Source organism: Streptomyces sp. NPDC005438 (assembly GCF_040606315.1).
GTDB lineage: Bacteria > Actinomycetota > Actinomycetes > Streptomycetales > Streptomycetaceae > Streptomyces.
Genome location: NZ_JBEXEP010000001.1, coordinates 1081702 through 1096833 on the forward strand (window position 1 = coordinate 1081702; position 15132 = coordinate 1096833).

Annotated in this window: 13 protein-coding genes; 11 read left to right on the forward strand and 2 right to left on the reverse strand. The window is 72.1% G+C overall.

The features are described from left to right. Positions 1 to 64 precede the first annotated feature (64 nt). Positions 65 to 1516, reverse strand: coding sequence for an MFS transporter (locus ABZT14_RS04510; RefSeq protein ID WP_356296759.1), 1452 nt, complete (start codon positions 1514 to 1516; stop codon positions 65 to 67). 101 nt (positions 1517 to 1617) lie between these two features. On the opposite strand from ABZT14_RS04510, the gene ABZT14_RS04515 reads away from it, so the two are divergent. The 9 genes from ABZT14_RS04515 (at position 1618) to ABZT14_RS04555 (ending at position 13092) form a co-directional block, all read left to right on the forward strand. Further along, positions 1618 to 2538, forward strand: a complete 921-nt coding sequence (locus tag ABZT14_RS04515) for a helix-turn-helix transcriptional regulator (protein ID WP_356296762.1) — start codon at positions 1618 to 1620, stop codon at positions 2536 to 2538. 119 nt (positions 2539 to 2657) lie between these two features. Then, a complete protein-coding gene (gene dusB / locus ABZT14_RS04520) occupies positions 2658 to 3794 on the forward strand; it encodes a tRNA dihydrouridine synthase DusB (protein WP_356296764.1) in 1137 nt (378 codons plus the stop codon). A 415-nt stretch (positions 3795 to 4209) separates the two neighbouring features. After that, entirely contained in the window at positions 4210 to 6939 is a 2730-nt protein-coding gene (ppdK, locus tag ABZT14_RS04525) for a pyruvate, phosphate dikinase (RefSeq protein ID WP_356296768.1), read from the forward strand. A gap of 344 nt (positions 6940 to 7283) precedes the next feature. Next, the gene (locus ABZT14_RS04530; RefSeq protein WP_356296771.1) at positions 7284 to 8066 is read left to right on the forward strand and encodes a heparin lyase I family protein; all 783 of its coding nucleotides are present in this window, start codon (positions 7284 to 7286) and stop codon (positions 8064 to 8066) included. 209 nt (positions 8067 to 8275) lie between these two features. Then, positions 8276 to 8776, forward strand: a complete 501-nt coding sequence (locus tag ABZT14_RS04535) for an anthrone oxygenase family protein (protein ID WP_356296774.1) — start codon at positions 8276 to 8278, stop codon at positions 8774 to 8776. Between the two features lie 129 nt (positions 8777 to 8905). Beyond that, complete coding sequence (locus ABZT14_RS04540; protein WP_356296777.1) at positions 8906 to 9628, forward strand: succinate dehydrogenase; 723 nt, start codon at positions 8906 to 8908, stop codon at positions 9626 to 9628. A gap of 1 nt (position 9629) precedes the next feature. Further along, complete coding sequence (locus ABZT14_RS04545) at positions 9630 to 11597, forward strand: fumarate reductase/succinate dehydrogenase flavoprotein subunit (protein ID WP_356296780.1); 1968 nt, start codon at positions 9630 to 9632, stop codon at positions 11595 to 11597. Beyond that, a complete protein-coding gene (locus ABZT14_RS04550; protein WP_356296782.1) occupies positions 11594 to 12352 on the forward strand; it encodes a succinate dehydrogenase/fumarate reductase iron-sulfur subunit in 759 nt (252 codons plus the stop codon). Before ABZT14_RS04545 ends, ABZT14_RS04550 begins: the two co-directional genes overlap by 4 nt. Positions 12353 to 12408: 56 nt before the next feature. Beyond that, positions 12409 to 13092: a helix-turn-helix transcriptional regulator gene (locus ABZT14_RS04555; RefSeq protein ID WP_356296784.1), complete on the forward strand. Its 684-nt coding sequence runs from the start codon at positions 12409 to 12411 to the stop codon at positions 13090 to 13092. A gap of 37 nt (positions 13093 to 13129) precedes the next feature. On the opposite strand, the gene ABZT14_RS04560 is transcribed toward ABZT14_RS04555, so the two are convergent. Further along, the gene (locus ABZT14_RS04560; RefSeq protein ID WP_356296786.1) at positions 13130 to 13540 is read right to left on the reverse strand and encodes a VOC family protein; all 411 of its coding nucleotides are present in this window, start codon (positions 13538 to 13540) and stop codon (positions 13130 to 13132) included. Between the two features lie 95 nt (positions 13541 to 13635). Here ABZT14_RS04560 and ABZT14_RS04565 point away from each other — a divergent pair, with 95 nt between their 5' ends. Then, positions 13636 to 14592 (forward strand): ornithine cyclodeaminase family protein, encoded by a 957-nt coding sequence (locus ABZT14_RS04565; RefSeq protein ID WP_356296788.1) that lies wholly within the window; start codon positions 13636 to 13638, stop codon positions 14590 to 14592. Between the two features lie 191 nt (positions 14593 to 14783). After that, positions 14784 to 15116: a divalent-cation tolerance protein CutA gene (gene cutA / locus ABZT14_RS04570; RefSeq protein WP_356296791.1), complete on the forward strand. Its 333-nt coding sequence runs from the start codon at positions 14784 to 14786 to the stop codon at positions 15114 to 15116. Positions 15117 to 15132 lie beyond the last annotated feature (16 nt).

Genomic DNA, 15132 nt, shown 5'->3' on the forward strand with positions numbered 1-15132 from the left:
CCCGGTCCGACGCGGAGCGCGCGTCAGACCGGGCCCCGGTCGCGTACCCGGGGAGCACCCGGGCTCAGCCCTCCACCCGGGCCGGCAACCGCGAGGCCAGCAGGGTCATCAGCAGGTTGCCGCACAGTTGCGCGGCCAGCACCGTCAACAGCGCGTCCCGGGCCCCGAGTCGGGGCACCAGGGACAGGAACAGCGAGCCCAGCAGGGCGACCCCCAGGGCCAGGAACGACTGCTGGGCGGTCACCGCCAACCCGCTGCCGGCCCCGGCACGCCCGGCGGGCACCCCCGAGAGCATCAGCCGGAAGTACAGGGGCAGCTGGAGCCCCTGCCCGAGACCCAGCACCACCATTCCCGGGGCCAGCCGCCACGGGTCCAGGTCGGGCCAGCCGCCCAGCACGGTCAGCCCCAGCACCACCAGGCCGGCGCCCTGTACCAGCGCCCCGGCCGTCAGCTCCTCGCGCCGGTCGCTGCGCCGGCCCAGGGCGCCCAGTACGGCGGCCACCACCCGGGGCCCGTACAGCGAGGAGGTGAAGAACGCGGCGCACATCGGGGCGATGGTGATCCCGGAGGCCAACGGGCCCATCGACAGGCCCTGTTGGAGGGCGATCGCGATGACGAACATGAAGCCGCCGAAACCCACGAACATCGGCACCGCCAACGCCAGCCCCCTGCGCAGTACCGGTTCACGCAGCAGGGAGGGCGGCAACAGCGGGCTGCCGCCGTGGAGTTCGGCACGACGTTCCACCCGGTGGAAGGCCCAGCCGGCCAACGGCGCGCACAGCAGCAGCGCCCAGGACCACGCCGGCCAGCCCGCCGCCCGCCCCTCGGTCAGGGGCAGCAGCAGGGCCACCAGGGTCGCGGTGAGCAGCAGGGTGCCCGGCAGGTCGGAGCGGCCGGGGCGGTCCGCCCGGCTGTCGGGCACGCTGCGCCAGGCCAGCAGCAGGGCGCCGGCGGCCACCGGCACGTTGATCAGGAAGATGGAGCGCCAGCCGCTGCCCCACAGGTCGGCGGCCACCAGTACCCCGCCGAGGATCTGCCCCAGCACGCTGGAGACTCCCCCGGTCGCCCCGTACAGCGCCAGCGCCCGACCCCGGCGGGGGCCCTGGGTGGTGGCGTGGATGGTGGCCAGCACCTGCGGCAGCATCAGCGCGGCGGTGGCCCCCTGGGCGACCCGGGCCGCCACCAGCGTCCAGGCGTCCGGGGCGAGCCCGCAGGCCAGGGAGGTCAGCCCGAATCCCGCGGTGCCCCAGAGGAAGAGGCGGCGCCGGCCGAAGGTGTCGCCCAGCCGTCCGCCCAGTACCAGGAGTACGGCGTAGGCCACCCCGTATCCGGCGACCACCATCTCCAGGGTGGAGGCGCTGGCACGCAGGTCCCGTTCGATGGTGGGCAGGGCCACGTTGACCACGAAGAAGTCGATCAGTGGCAGGGCGGCGCCCAGCAGCAGGGTCAGCAGGCCCAGCGGGCGCAGAAGGGTCGGGGGAGGGGCGGTGGGGGTTCGGTCACGAGTCACGGTCACGCCGTCGAGTCTCACTTCGGGCTCAGACGGGTACCAGAGTGTCCTTGTCCTGGTACCAGCGCTACCTGGCACACGGATCCGCGACCCCGCATCCTGGTCCCATGAGCCCACGTCCCGCCATCGCCGGGAGTACCGAGAACGCCGAGCACACTCCTCCCGTCGACTCCTCGGCCCAGACCGACACCGTCGAGGCCGGGGTGCGCCGGCGGGAGCTGGCCGCCTTCCTCCGCAGCCGTCGGGAGCGGATCACCCCGGAACAGGTGGGCCTGCCCCGGGGGCGCCGCCGGCGTACCCCGGGGCTGCGCCGGGAGGAGGTGGCCCAGCTCTCCGCGGTCGGGGTGACCTGGTACACCTGGCTGGAACAGGCCCGGGACATCCACGTGTCCGAACAGGTCCTGGACGCCCTGGCGCGGGCGCTGAAGCTGGACCGCAGCGAGCGCGCCCACCTGTTCGCCCTCGCCGAGCGTGGCGACCCGGTGCCCACCGCCGAGGCCACCGAGATGCCCCGCGCGGTACGGGCCATGGTGCGCCGGCTCTCCCCGTACCCCGCCTGTGTGCAGAACTCCCGTTACGACGTGCTGCACTACAACCCCGTCTACGGGCGGCTGCTGTGCGACATGGACCAGGTGCCCCGGGAGGACCGCAACTGCATCTGGCTGGCCTTCCACCACCCCCAGTGGCGGGAGCGGATCGTCGACTGGGAGGACACGGTCCGGCTGATGGCCGCCAAGTACCGCAGCGCCATGGCCGAGCACCTCACCGATCCCGCGTGGAAGGCGATGTTGGCCCGTCTGGAGGGGTCGGCGGAGTTCCGGCAGCTGTGGGAGCGGCACGAGGTGGTACGCGGGGGCACCCCGCACAAGCACTTCCTCCACCCCGAGGTCGGTACCCTGCGGGTGGAGCACACCTCGATGTGGCTGGCCGACCGGCCGGGAGTGCGACTGGTCACCTACGTCCCGCTGGACGAGGCCAGCGAGGCCGCCCTGACGCGGCTCAACGACCTGGTGGAACAGGGCGGTTGACCCCTCGGGTCGGCCCCCGGTAGCCGCCCCGGGCCGGTTGGGGGCACCCTCGGCGGTCGAGGACAATGGGGGGTCGGCCGCACCGGCCGCCCCCGTAGCCGACTCCCGAGGACCCCGGTATGACCCAGCAGCTGAAGATCGGTCCCCACCTCGTCGATCCCCCGGTGGTGCTGGCACCGATGGCGGGGATCACCAACGCCCCGTTCCGCACCCTGTGCCGGGAGTTCAGCGGTGGCCGGGGGCTGTTCGTCAGCGAGATGATCACCACCCGGGCCCTGGTGGAGCGGAACGAGAAGACCATGCAGCTGGTGCACTTCGACGCCAGCGAGCGGCCCCGCTCCCTCCAGCTGTACGGGGTCGACCCGGAGACCGTCGGCAAGGCCGTCCGCATGATCGCCGAGGAGGACCTGGCCGACCACATCGACCTCAACTTCGGCTGCCCGGTGCCCAAGGTGACCCGCAAGGGCGGTGGTTCGGCCCTCCCGTACAAGCGGCCCCTGCTGCGCGCCATCCTCCGCGAGGCGGTGGCGGGCGCCGGCTCCCGTCCGGTGACCATGAAGATGCGCAAGGGCATCGACGACGACCACCTGACCTACCTGGACGCCGGCCGGATCGCGGTGGAGGAGGGTGTCTCCGCCATCGCCCTGCACGGCCGTACCGCCGCCCAGCACTACGGGGGCACGGCCGACTGGGAGGCCATCGCCCGGCTGCGGGAGGCGGTGCCGGAGATCCCGGTGCTGGGCAACGGCGACATCTGGACCGCCGAGGACGCCCTGCGCATGGTGCGCGCCACCGGCTGTGACGGGGTGGTGGTGGGGCGCGGCTGCCTGGGGCGGCCGTGGCTGTTCGGGGACCTAGTGGCGGCCTTCGACGGCCGGGGGGAGGAGGACTTCCACCGGCCGCGCTTCAAGGAGGTCGCCGAGGTGATGGTGCGCCACGCGCGGCTGCTGGGGGAGTGGCTGGGGGACGAGACGCGCGGGGTCGTGGACTTCCGCAAGCACGTGTCCTGGTACACCAAGGGCTTCGCGGTGGGGTCCGAGGCCCGCCGCCGGCTGTCGGTCGCCTCCTCCCTGGACGAGATGGCCGAGCTGCTGGGCGAGTTGGATCTGGACCAGCCCTGGCCGGTGGGTGCGGACGGTCCCCGTGGGCGGACCTCGGGGCGGCACCGGGTGGTGCTGCCGGAGGGCTGGCTCGACGACCCCCACGACTGCGCGCGGGTGGGCGGCGACGCGGAGCTGGACACCTCGGGGGGCTGAGTTCGCCTGGCACCGGGTGCCGTTCCGGGGGTGGACGACTGTCCGTATCGCGGGACGGGCGTCCGTCGGGGCGCGTGATTCTCGCCACCCTGATCAGGGGTGCGCTCGGATGAGCGCTCACATGTGGGCTCTATATCTCCAAGGAGCGCGCCAGGGCTTTGCGGCGGGCGGCTTCCCTTCTTCGAGTCGCAAAAGCCGGTTCACGGGACACAATGGGATACAGGGCGCGGAATCCCAGGTCTTCGTTTTCAACTCCTGTATTCGATCTTGGAGTTGAAGGTCGGCCATCCCGCTTTCGATCAGTCGGCCGACTGGTGGTTACGTCCATGTGACATGCCAACGTACGTGTCCTCCCGCCTTCGATCTGGGTACGCTCCCCGCCGTCAGGGCCGCCGTCCATGAGGAGCCGAGTCCGGTGCCGGTTCACGCGAAGAACGCAGCAGAAGCAGACGACCAGAAGTTCGTTTACGACTTCACCGAAGGCAACAAGGACCTCAAGGAACTGCTCGGCGGTAAGGGGGCCAACCTCGCCGAGATGACCAATCTCGGTCTCCCGGTGCCACCCGGGTTCACCATCACCACCGAGGCGTGCAAGGTCTACCTCGACTCGGGGACCGAACCGCCGGCCCTCCGCGAGGAGGTCAGCAAGCACCTGACGGCCCTGGAGGCCGCCATGGGCAAGCGCCTCGGACAGCCGGACGACCCCCTGCTGGTCTCGGTACGCTCCGGCGCCAAGTTCTCCATGCCGGGGATGATGGACACCGTCCTCAACATCGGGCTCTCCGACGAGTCGGTCCACGGACTCGCTACGCAGGCCGGAGACGAGCGGTTCGCCTGGGACTCCTACCGCCGCCTGATCCAGATGTTCGGCAAGACCGTGCTGGACGTCGACGGCGAACTCTTCGAGGAGGCCCTGGAGGAGGCCAAGAAGGCCAAGGGCGCCACGACCGACGTGGACCTGCCGGCCGACGAACTCCGGCACCTGGTCGAACAGTTCAAGGGCATCGTCCGGGAGCACACCGGCCGCGACTTCCCCCAGGACCCCCGGGAACAGATGGACCTCGCGGTCCGCGCGGTCTTCGACTCGTGGAACGGCGACCGCGCCAAGCTCTACCGGCGCCAGGAACGCATCCCCCACGACCTGGGCACCGCCGTCAACATCTGCTCCATGGTCTTCGGCAACCTCGGCCCCGACTCCGGCACCGGTGTCGCCTTCACCCGTGACCCGGCCAGCGGCCAGCAGGGCGTGTACGGCGACTACCTGCAGAACGCCCAGGGCGAGGACGTGGTCGCCGGCATCCGCAACACCGTCCCCCTGGCCGAGCTGGAGAAGCTCGACAAGGCGTCGTACGACGACCTGATGCGGATCATGGAAACCCTGGAGACGCACTACAAGGACCTGTGCGACATCGAGTTCACCATCGAGCGCGGCAAGCTGTGGATGCTCCAGACCCGGGTCGGCAAGCGCACCGCGGCTGCCGCCTTCCGTATCGCCACCCAGCTGGTCGACCAGGGGCTGATCGACGAGGCTGAGGCGCTCCAGCGGGTCAACGGCAACCAGCTGGCCCAGCTGATGTTCCCCCGCTTCGACCTGGACGCCCCCACCACCCCGATCGGTTGGGGCATCGCCGCCTCCCCGGGGGCGGCTGTGGGCAAGGCGGTCTTCGACTCGTACACCGCCATCAAGTGGTCCCGTTCCGGGGAACGGGTCATCCTGATCCGTCGTGAGACCAACCCCGACGACCTGGACGGCATGATCGCCGCCGAGGGCATCCTCACCAGCCGGGGCGGCAAGACCTCCCACGCGGCGGTGGTGGCGCGGGGCATGGGCAAGACCTGTGTCTGCGGCGCCGAGGAGCTGGAGGTCGACACCAAGCGCCGGCGGATGACCACCTCCGAGGGCCGGGTCGTCGAGGAGGGCGACGTGGTCTCCATTGACGGCTCCAGCGGCCGGGTCTACCTCGGCGAGGTGCCGGTGGTGCCCTCCCCGGTGGTGGAGTACTTCGAGGGCCGGATGCACGCCGGGGCGGAGGACGCCGACGAGCTGGTGCAGGCGGTGCATCGGATGATGGCGTACGCCGACCGGATGCGCCGGCTGCGGGTGCGGGCCAACGCCGACAACGCCGAGGACGCCGCCCGGGCCCGCCGCTTCGGTGCCCAGGGCATCGGGCTGTGCCGTACCGAGCACATGTTCCTCGGGGAGCGCCGCGAACTGGTGGAGCGGCTCATCCTGGCCGACGCCGACCAGGAGCGCGAGGAGGCCCTCCAGGCCCTGTTGCCGCTCCAGAAGGGCGACTTCGTCGAGCTGTTCGAGGCCATGGACGGCCTGCCGGTGACCGTACGGCTGCTGGACCCCCCGCTGCACGAGTTCCTGCCGGACATCACCGAGCTGTCGGTACGGGTGGCCCTGGCCGAGTCGCGTCGGGACGCCAACGAGAACGACCTGCGGCTGCTCCAGGCGGTGCACCGGTTGCACGAGCAGAACCCGATGCTGGGCCTGCGCGGGGTACGGCTGGGCCTGGTGATCCCGGGACTGTTCACCATGCAGGTGCGCGCCCTCGCCGAGGCGGCGGCGGACCGCACGCTGGCCAAGGGCGACCCCCGCGCGGAGATCATGATCCCGCTGGTGGGCACCGTCCAGGAGCTGGAGATCGTCCGGGACGACGCCGAGCAGGTCATCGCCGAGGTCCAGCGGGAACGCGGAGTGGACCTCAAGCTCGCCCTGGGCACCATGATCGAACTGCCCCGGGCCGCCCTGACGGCCGGTCAGATCGCCGAGTCCGCCGACTTCTTCTCCTTCGGCACCAACGACCTGACCCAGACCGTGTGGGGCTTCAGCCGGGACGACGTGGAGGCCAGCTTCTTCACCGCGTACCTGGAGAAGGGCATCTTCGGGGTCTCGCCCTTCGAGACCATCGACCGCGACGGGGTGGGCTCGCTGGTGCGGAACGCCGCCGAGGCCGGCCGGGCGACCCGGCCCGACCTCAAGCTGGGCGTCTGCGGCGAACACGGGGGCGACCCGGAGTCGGTGCACTTCTTCCACCAGGTCGGGCTGGACTACGTCTCCTGCTCGCCGTTCCGCATCCCGGTGGCCCGACTGGAGGCCGGCCGGGCGGCGGCCGAGGGGACGGACGCCCCCCGCTGACCGACCGGAACCGGACCACCGGAGTCGCCCGCCACCCCCGACCCTCGTCGTGGCGGGCGGCTCCGGCACCCGAAGGGGCGGCGCCTGTGCGGAGGCGCCGCCCCTCGTTCGTACCCCGGCGGTGACCAGGTCCCTGGCCCGTGTGGAGGGGGCACCCCACCACCCGACGGGACCATTTTCCGACGCCCCCTCGACGGGTCGCGCCCGGGAGGAGGGGGTGACCTGGGGCGGGGCCCCACAAGGGGTCGGACGGCCGTACGGGGCGGTGGCACCGGCACCTTGTGGCCGGGTCCGGCCCGTGCGACCGTCTGCCGGTCATCCCCGACACCACCGTGGAGAGCCCCGTGGAACGAAGGACATTCCTCGGCCTGGGAGCGGCCGTTCCGGCCGCCGTCGCCCTGGGCGCCAGCGCCACCTGGGCCGGTACCGGCCCGGCCCACGCCGACCCCGGTCCGGCGGCCGACCTGCTGTGGGCGGCCGACCTGTCGTCGGCGTCGGACTCCTACGAGGCGGGCTTCGGCAACGTCCAGATCCAGTACGAGGACGGTGACATCGAGAACGACGGCCCCGGTATGCCGGTGGTCGAGCACCCCCTCCTGGGCCGTGCCCTGCGGATCTCCCTGGAGGAGAGGCAGACGCGTTACGAGGCGCGGCCCGGTGCCGCCCAGGACTGCGGGGAGGGCGAGGACCTGTACTTCCGGGTGGACTTCGTGCTGCCCCCGGACTTCCCGATCGACCAGGACAACCCGTTCTGCCTCGTCAACCAGATCCACCAGGGCTCCGACAGCGGGTCGCCGCCCGTCGAGTTCGACGTCTTCGACGGCAACCTGTCGGTGCGCGGCGACAGCGACGCCTACGCCGAGCACCTGTGTCCGGTGGCCGTCGACACCGTGTACAGCCTGGTGTACCGGGTCGGGTTCTCGGCCGACCCCGACAGCTCCCTGCTGGAGGTCTGGGTCAACGGCGAGAAGCTGCTCAGCGACTTCCGGCCGCCCTGCGCCACGATGAACGGCGGGAACTCGTACTGGAAGGGCGCCACCATGTACTGCTCCGGGTCGATCCCCCCGCTGACGGTCTTCCAGAACGCCCACCGGGTCGGCACCACCCTGGAGTCGGTGACCGCCTGAACCACCGCCCCTGCTCCACCGGCGGCCGGTCAACGGTCACCGGTGGACCAGGCGCCTCGTACCCGCCCCCTTCCCCCGTACCGCACCGGCCGACCACCGCCCACGGAGACGCCCGCTTATGTGGACGCCGCTCTGAGCGATGGCGACGCTCACCGGCCCGGGGGTTCACTGAGGAGGACGTACCAGGGCGAACACGGTGGGAGCGCACCATGCTGCGGACGCTACAGGGGCTGTCGTTGATGGCGGCCGTACTGACGACGGGACTCAGCGCGGGCCTGTACTACGGGGTGGCCGTCGCCGTGATGCCCGGACTGGCCCAGGGCTCCGACCACGGCTTCGTGGAGGGGATGCGGGGCATCAACAGGGCCATCCTCAACGGGTGGTTCCTGCTGCTGTTCGGCGGCTCCCTGGTGTTCCTCCTCCTCGCGGGCGCCCTCCAACTGGCCGGCCAGCGGCGGGCGGCGCTGCCGTGGATCGTGGCGGCCCTGGTGCTCTACGCGGGCGTACTGCTGATCACCTTCCGGTACCACATCCCGCTGAACGACGCCCTGGAGAAGGGCGGGCTGCCGGAGTCGGCGGACCGGCTCCACGCGGCGCGGGAGGCCTTCGAGGCCGAGTGGACGCGCTGGAACCGGGTGCGCGCGGTCTGCAACACCGCCGCCTTCGCCTCCGCCGCCTGGGCCCTGGTCCGGTTCGGAACCCAGGGCTGAACCGGGCCCGTACGGCACCCGGGCCGGGCCCACGCACCAGCGGAAACCCTCCCGGCATAGCCAGTCCCTATCGGCAACAGTCCCACGATCTCTTGGACCTCTCACCTCCCACGGTCCTACGTTCGACCCATGGCACCGACCACGCGGGCGGCCCCCGAGGCCCCCTCCCCACTGCCCTCCCCGGCCGGCTGGTTCTGGCGGTCCACCCTCGGCAAGAAGGTCGTGATGGCCGTCACCGGCCTGGTGATGCTGGGCTTCCTGGTGACCCACATGCTCAGCAACCTCAAGGTCTTCCTCGGCCCCGAGGACATCAACGGCTACGCCCGCTGGCTGCGGGGGATGGGCGAGCCGGTGCTCCACTCCCACTGGGGGCTGTGGATGGCGCGTGTGGCGCTGCTGGCCTCGGTGGTGCTGCACGCGGTGTGCGCCTACCAGCTCAGCCGGCGTGACCTGCGCGCCAGGCCGGTCCGCTACGCCTCCCGACGGGCCCGGACCAGCTACGCCACCCGCACCATGCGCTGGGGAGGAGTGATCCTCGGCCTCTTCCTGGTCTGGCACATCCTCGACCTGACCACCGGTCACGCCCACCCCGGCGGCTTCCAGGAGCTGCACCCGTACCAGAACATCATCGACACCTTCTCCACCTGGTACGGCAACCTCGTCTACATCACCGCCGTCTGTGCCCTGGGACTGCACGTACGGCACGGCTTCTGGAGCGCCGCGCAGACGCTCGGGGTGGGCAGTGTCGCCCGGGAACGCGCCCTGCGGTTCCTGGCCAACGCCCTGGCCCTGGCCCTGACGGCCGGGTTCGTCGCCGTACCCGTCGGGGTGATGACAGGAGTGGTGAGCTGACATGACTGACTACGCCGACTACGCCACCTACGCCGACTACACGGCCGGCCCCGAACTCGTGGACCGGGCGGCCCCCGACGGACCGGTGGCCGAACGCTGGGACCGCCGGCGCTTCCAGGCCCGACTGGTCAACCCCGCCAACCGCCGCAAGCACACCGTCATCGTGGTGGGCACCGGACTGGCCGGCGCCTCGGCCGGTGCCACCCTGGCCGAACAGGGCTACCGCGTCGTCCAGTTCTGCTACCAGGACTCCCCCCGGCGCGCCCACTCCATCGCCGCCCAGGGCGGCATCAACGCGGCCAAGAACTACCGCAACGACGGGGACTCCATCCAGCGGCTGTTCTACGACACCGTCAAGGGCGGCGACTTCCGCGCCCGGGAGTCCAACGTCCACCGGCTGGCCCAGGTCTCGGTGGAGATCATCGACCAGTGCGTGGCCCAGGGCGTGCCCTTCGCCCGGGAGTACGGCGGACTGCTGGACACCCGCTCCTTCGGCGGGGTGCAGGTGTCCCGCACCTTCTACGCCCGAGGACAGACCGGGCAGCAACTGCTGCTGGGCGCCTACCAGGCGCTGTCCCGACAGATCGCGGCCGGCACGGTACGGATGCACGCCCGCACCGAGATGCTGGACCTGGTCGTGGTGGACGGACGGGCCCGGGGCATCGTGGCCCGGGACCTGGTCAGCGGGCGGATCAGCTGCCACTTCGCGGACGCGGTGGTGCTGGCTACCGGCGGCTACGGCAACGTCTTCTACCTGTCCACCAACGCCATGAACTCCAACGCCACCGCCGTGTGGCGGGCCCATCGCAGGGGCGCCCTCTTCGCCAACCCCTGCTTCACCCAGATCCACCCCACCTGCATCCCCCGTACCGGGGACCACCAGTCCAAGCTGACCCTGATGAGCGAGTCGCTGCGCAACGACGGCCGCATCTGGGTGCCGCGCGAGGCCGGCGACCGCCGACCCCCGGACCAGATCCCCGAGGCCGAACGCGACTACTACCTGGAGCGGATCTACCCCTCCTTCGGCAACCTGGTGCCCCGGGACATCGCCTCCCGGGCGGCCAAGAACGTCTGCGACGAGGGGCGGGGCGTGGGCCCCGGAGGCCAGGGCGTCTACCTGGACTTCGCCGACGCGGTCCAGCGGATGGGCCGGGCCGGGGTGGCCGAGCGGTACGGCAACCTCTTCGACATGTACCAGCGGATCACCGCCGAGGACCCCTACCAGGTACCGATGCGGATCTATCCGGCCGTGCACTACACCATGGGCGGGCTGTGGGTGGACTACGACCTGCACACCACCGTGCCCGGGCTGTTCGCCGTCGGGGAGGCCAACTTCTCCGACCACGGCGCCAACCGCCTCGGCGCCAGCGCCCTGATGCAGGGGCTCGCGGACGGCTACTTCGTGCTGCCGCCCACCCTCGGCGACTACCTCGCCCGCCACCCCGACGCCGAGCCGGTGGACGAGGGGCACCCCGCCGCCCGGGAGGCGGTACGGGAGGTCGAGGAACGCCTGCAGCGGCTGCTGTCGGTGGACGGGGACCGTACCCCCGACTCCTTCCACCGTCAGATCGGCGAACTGATGTGGGACCGCTGTGGCATGGCCCGGAACGAGGAGGGCCTGCGCAAGGCACTGGACCAACTCCCCGCCATCCGCGAGGAGTTCTGGCGCAGGGTGCGGGTGCCCGGCAGCGGCGAGCGGCTCAACCAGTCGCTGGAGAAGGCCAACCGGATCGTCGACTACCTGGAACTGGCCGAGCTGATGTGCCTGGACGCCCTCCACCGCGAGGAGTCCTGCGGCGGCCACTTCCGGGTGGAGTCCCAGACCCCCGACGGCGAGGCCGCCCGCCGCGACGAGGACTTCTCCTACGCGGCGGCCTGGGAGTTCACCGGAACCGGCACCGCCCCGGTGCTCCACCGCGAACCGCTCACCTTCGAGTACGTCCACCCCACCCAGCGGAGTTACGCATGAGGCTCACCCTGCGCGTCTGGCGGCAACCGGACCCCGACAGCCCCGGGGCCATGGCCCGCTACCACCTGGACGACATCGACGAGCACATGTCCTTCCTGGAGATGCTGGACACCCTCAACGAGCGGCTGATCCTCGACGGGGAGGAGCCGGTGGCCTTCGACCACGACTGCCGGGAGGGCATCTGCGGGGCCTGCTCCCTGGTCGTCAACGGACAGGCACACGGCCCGGAACGCACCACCACCTGCCAGCTGCACATGCGGTCCTTCCGGGACGGCGACACCATCGACGTCGAGCCCTGGCGCGCCGGCGCCTTCCCGGTGATCCGGGACCTGGTGGTGGACCGTACCGCCTTCGACCGCATCATCCAGTCCGGCGGCTACGTCAGCGTGCCCACCGGTTCCGCCCCGGACGCCCACGCCACCCCGGTGGCCAAGGCGGACGCCGACCGCGCCTTCGAGCACGCCGAGTGCATCGGGTGCGGCGCCTGTGTGGCGGCCTGCCCCAACGGTTCGGCGATGCTGTTCACCTCGGCCAAGGTCAACCACCTGGGCGCCTTGCCCCAGGGCGGGCCGGAGCGGGAGAGCCGGGTGCTGGACATGGTGGCGACCATGGACGAGGAGGGCTTCGGCGGCTGCACCCTGGCCGGGGAGTGTGCCACCGCCTGCCCCAAGGGCATCCCCCTCCAGTCCATCACCGCCATGAACCGGGAGTGGCTGCGGGCCGGCCGTCGGGGAGGCGCCCGCCGCTCCTCGTAGCCGCGGCTCCGGGGCCGCGCAGCCCCCGGATACGGGGACGGTGCCATGCTGGGCGCATGTACCAGGAACGGCCCTCGACCGTCCCCGGAGCGGTGCTGTGGCGGATCGACCCCGAGCCCGGAGAGGGGACGGGACGGGTGTTGCCGGACGGCTGCATGGACCTGCTCTGGTGGGGCGACCGGCTGGTGGTGGCCGGACCTGACACCGTGGCGCAGCTGACCGGACGGCGGGCCGGCCCGGTGGTGGGGCTGAGGTTCGCCCCGGGCACCGCCCCCGGTGTGCTGGGGGTGCCGGCCCACGAGCTGCGGAACCGACGGGTACCCCTGGAGGACCTGTGGGGCGCCGCCCGGGTACGCCGTTGGGGCGCGACCGCCCCACCGTCCGGCCCCGGGCGGTGGTTGGAGGCGATCGCCTCCAACCACTGGGCCGCACCCGATCCGGCGCTCACCCACGCCGTCCGCCTGCTGGGGGAGGGGGTGGGAGTGGCCGAGTCGGCCGACCGGCTGGGGCTGAGCGCCCGGCAGCTGCGCCGACGGAGCGAGGTGGCGTTCGGGTACGGGCCCAAGACCCTGGCCCGGGTGCTCAGGATGCGACGGGCCCTCCAACTGGGCGAGGCGACAGGGGAGTCGGGCGGCCTGGCCGGGGTGGCGACGGCCGCCGGCTATGCCGACCAGGCCCATATGACCCGGGAGCTGCGTCAGCTCACCGGCCTCACCCCCGGGGACCTGTTCTCCCGCTGAGGCTCCGCCGTGGGCCCGTTCTCCCGACCCGGCCGGGTCACTCCTCGGGCGGGGCCTCGGCCAGCGGGGCGAACAGGTCCACCGCGTTGTCGTCCGGGTCCCGCACCGAGGCGTAGCGCTGGCCCCAGAAGGCGTCCCAGGGGGCGTGCTCACCCAGGTATCCGGCCTCGGTGAGCAGCGCGTAGGTGGCGTCCACCTCGGCCGGGGAGTCGCATAGGAAGGCCAGCGCCCCCGCCGGTCCGCCCTGCGGCGGTACCCAGTCGGGGTCCAGGGTGCGGACCATCTCCACGGTGTCCCAGCCCATGCGCATCCCCCCGGGGAGGACGGCCTCCACATGGGGCTCGGTCTCCGCGCCCGGGGGGAACTCCAGGCCGAGGTGGCGGTAGAAGGTGAGGGAGGCGGCCATGTCACGGGTGACCAGGCCGATCATGTCGAGACGAGGTGTCATGCCCTCACGCTAGGCGGCCCGGGGCACCGCCTCTTGAACGAAACGGCCATGCCCTCTCACGTCCTCCCCCCAGTCCCACGCACTACCCTCCGGCCATGGCCCCTCCCTCCTCCCTCCCCATGTTGCTCGGCGACGAGGAGGTCCGCGCCCACCTGGACGCCCCCACCACCCTGGCGGCGGTCCGTACCGCCCTGCTGGACCACCACCGGGGCCGACTGAACGCCCCGGCCCGGGTCGCGGCCTCCCTCGGTGACGACCGGCTGGTGTTCACCTCGGGCCGAGGCCCGGAACACCTGGGGTTCCGGGCCTACCTCACCACCCCAGACAGCGACCAACTGGTCGCCGTCTGGCACCGGGACGGCACCCTGCGGGCGCTGGTGTACGGGCGGGAGCTGGGACCCCGGCGTACCGGGGCGATCGGTGGGGTCGCCGTCGACGTGCTCGCCCGTCGGGAGGCCAGCCGGCTCGGGGTGGTGGGCGTCGGCCAGCAGGCCTGGACCCAGATCTGGGCCATCGCCTCGGTGCGCCGACTGTCCGAGGTCACCCTGTACGGCCGCCGCCCCGACCGTGCGGCCGACCTCGCCCAACGGGTGCGTGAGCGGCTGGGGTTGACCGTACGGCTGGCCCCCTCCGCCGAGGAGGCGGTACGGGAACAGGACGTGGTGGTCACCGCCACCTCCAGCCGTACCCCGGTCATCGAACCGGACTGGGTGGCGCCGGGCACCCACCTCAACTGCCTGGGCCCCAAGTCGCGGTCGGCCCGGGAGATCCCGGCCACCCTGGTGGAGCGCGCCGACCTGGTGGTGACCGACTCCCTGGCGCAGGCCGCCGAGTCCGGTACCGGTCCCGAGGACGGCCCCCTGTGCGACCCGGCGGCCATGGTCGGGTTGGGCGCGCTGGTGGCCGGCGACCACCCGGGGCGGCGGGCCCCTCGGGAGGTGACCCTGTTCGCCTCGACGGGGTTGGCGGGCACCGAGGTCGCGGTGGCCATGGCGGCGGCGGAACGGGTGGTCGGTCCGGCCGGGGACCAGGGTGGGACGCGTCAAGGCTGATCGCCACGGTGGAAGACTGGGCGCGGAGGGGGCCGCCGTCCCCCGGGGGGTCGGCGGACGGCCTGTCCGGTGCGTGCCCCGAGACCGCCGTACCGCTCCCGTGTACGGGCGGGGCGGGTGGCGGCCGTGAGGATCCGTAAGAACCCGCGAGACCCGCGAGACCCGTGAGAAACACAGGAACAGGAGTGAACGTGACCACTGGAGTGCTGACCGTGGCGGTGACCGTCGACAGCGAGGCTGCCGGGCGGGAGTTGGCCGCCCTGGCGGTCGAGCGGCGACTGGCCGCCTGTGCCCAGGTGTCCTCGCCGATCACCTCCGTCTACCGCTGGGAGGGGCGCGTACACCAGGACCCGGAGTGGCTGGTGACCTTCAAGACCACCGAGGCCCGCTACCCGGAGCTGGAGGGCGCACTGCGCGAGGCCCACAGCTACGACGTACCGGAGATCCTGGCCACCCCGGTGGTCGACGGCAACGACGACTACCTGCGCTGGGTGGCCGAGGAGACCTCGCCGGAGGGCTCCTGAGCGGGGCGGGGCCCAG

What these genes read in the sequence shown, in the direction of transcription:
- ABZT14_RS04515 (WP_356296762.1), top strand. Translation starts at nt 1,618, where the DNA reads ATGAGCCCACGTCCCGCCATCGCCGGGAGTACCGAGAACGCCGAGCAC.
- dusB (WP_356296764.1), top strand. Translation starts at nt 2,658, where the DNA reads ATGACCCAGCAGCTGAAGATCGGTCCCCACCTCGTCGATCCCCCGGTG.
- ABZT14_RS04535 (WP_356296774.1), top strand. Translation starts at nt 8,276, where the DNA reads ATGCTGCGGACGCTACAGGGGCTGTCGTTGATGGCGGCCGTACTGACG.
- ABZT14_RS04540 (WP_356296777.1), top strand. Translation starts at nt 8,906, where the DNA reads ATGGCACCGACCACGCGGGCGGCCCCCGAGGCCCCCTCCCCACTGCCC.
- ABZT14_RS04545 (WP_356296780.1), top strand. Translation starts at nt 9,630, where the DNA reads ATGACTGACTACGCCGACTACGCCACCTACGCCGACTACACGGCCGGC.
- ABZT14_RS04550 (WP_356296782.1), top strand. Translation starts at nt 11,594, where the DNA reads ATGAGGCTCACCCTGCGCGTCTGGCGGCAACCGGACCCCGACAGCCCC.
- ABZT14_RS04555 (WP_356296784.1), top strand. Translation starts at nt 12,409, where the DNA reads ATGTACCAGGAACGGCCCTCGACCGTCCCCGGAGCGGTGCTGTGGCGG.
- ABZT14_RS04560 (WP_356296786.1), bottom strand. Translation starts at nt 13,540, where the DNA reads ATGACACCTCGTCTCGACATGATCGGCCTGGTCACCCGTGACATGGCC.
- ABZT14_RS04565 (WP_356296788.1), top strand. Translation starts at nt 13,636, where the DNA reads ATGGCCCCTCCCTCCTCCCTCCCCATGTTGCTCGGCGACGAGGAGGTC.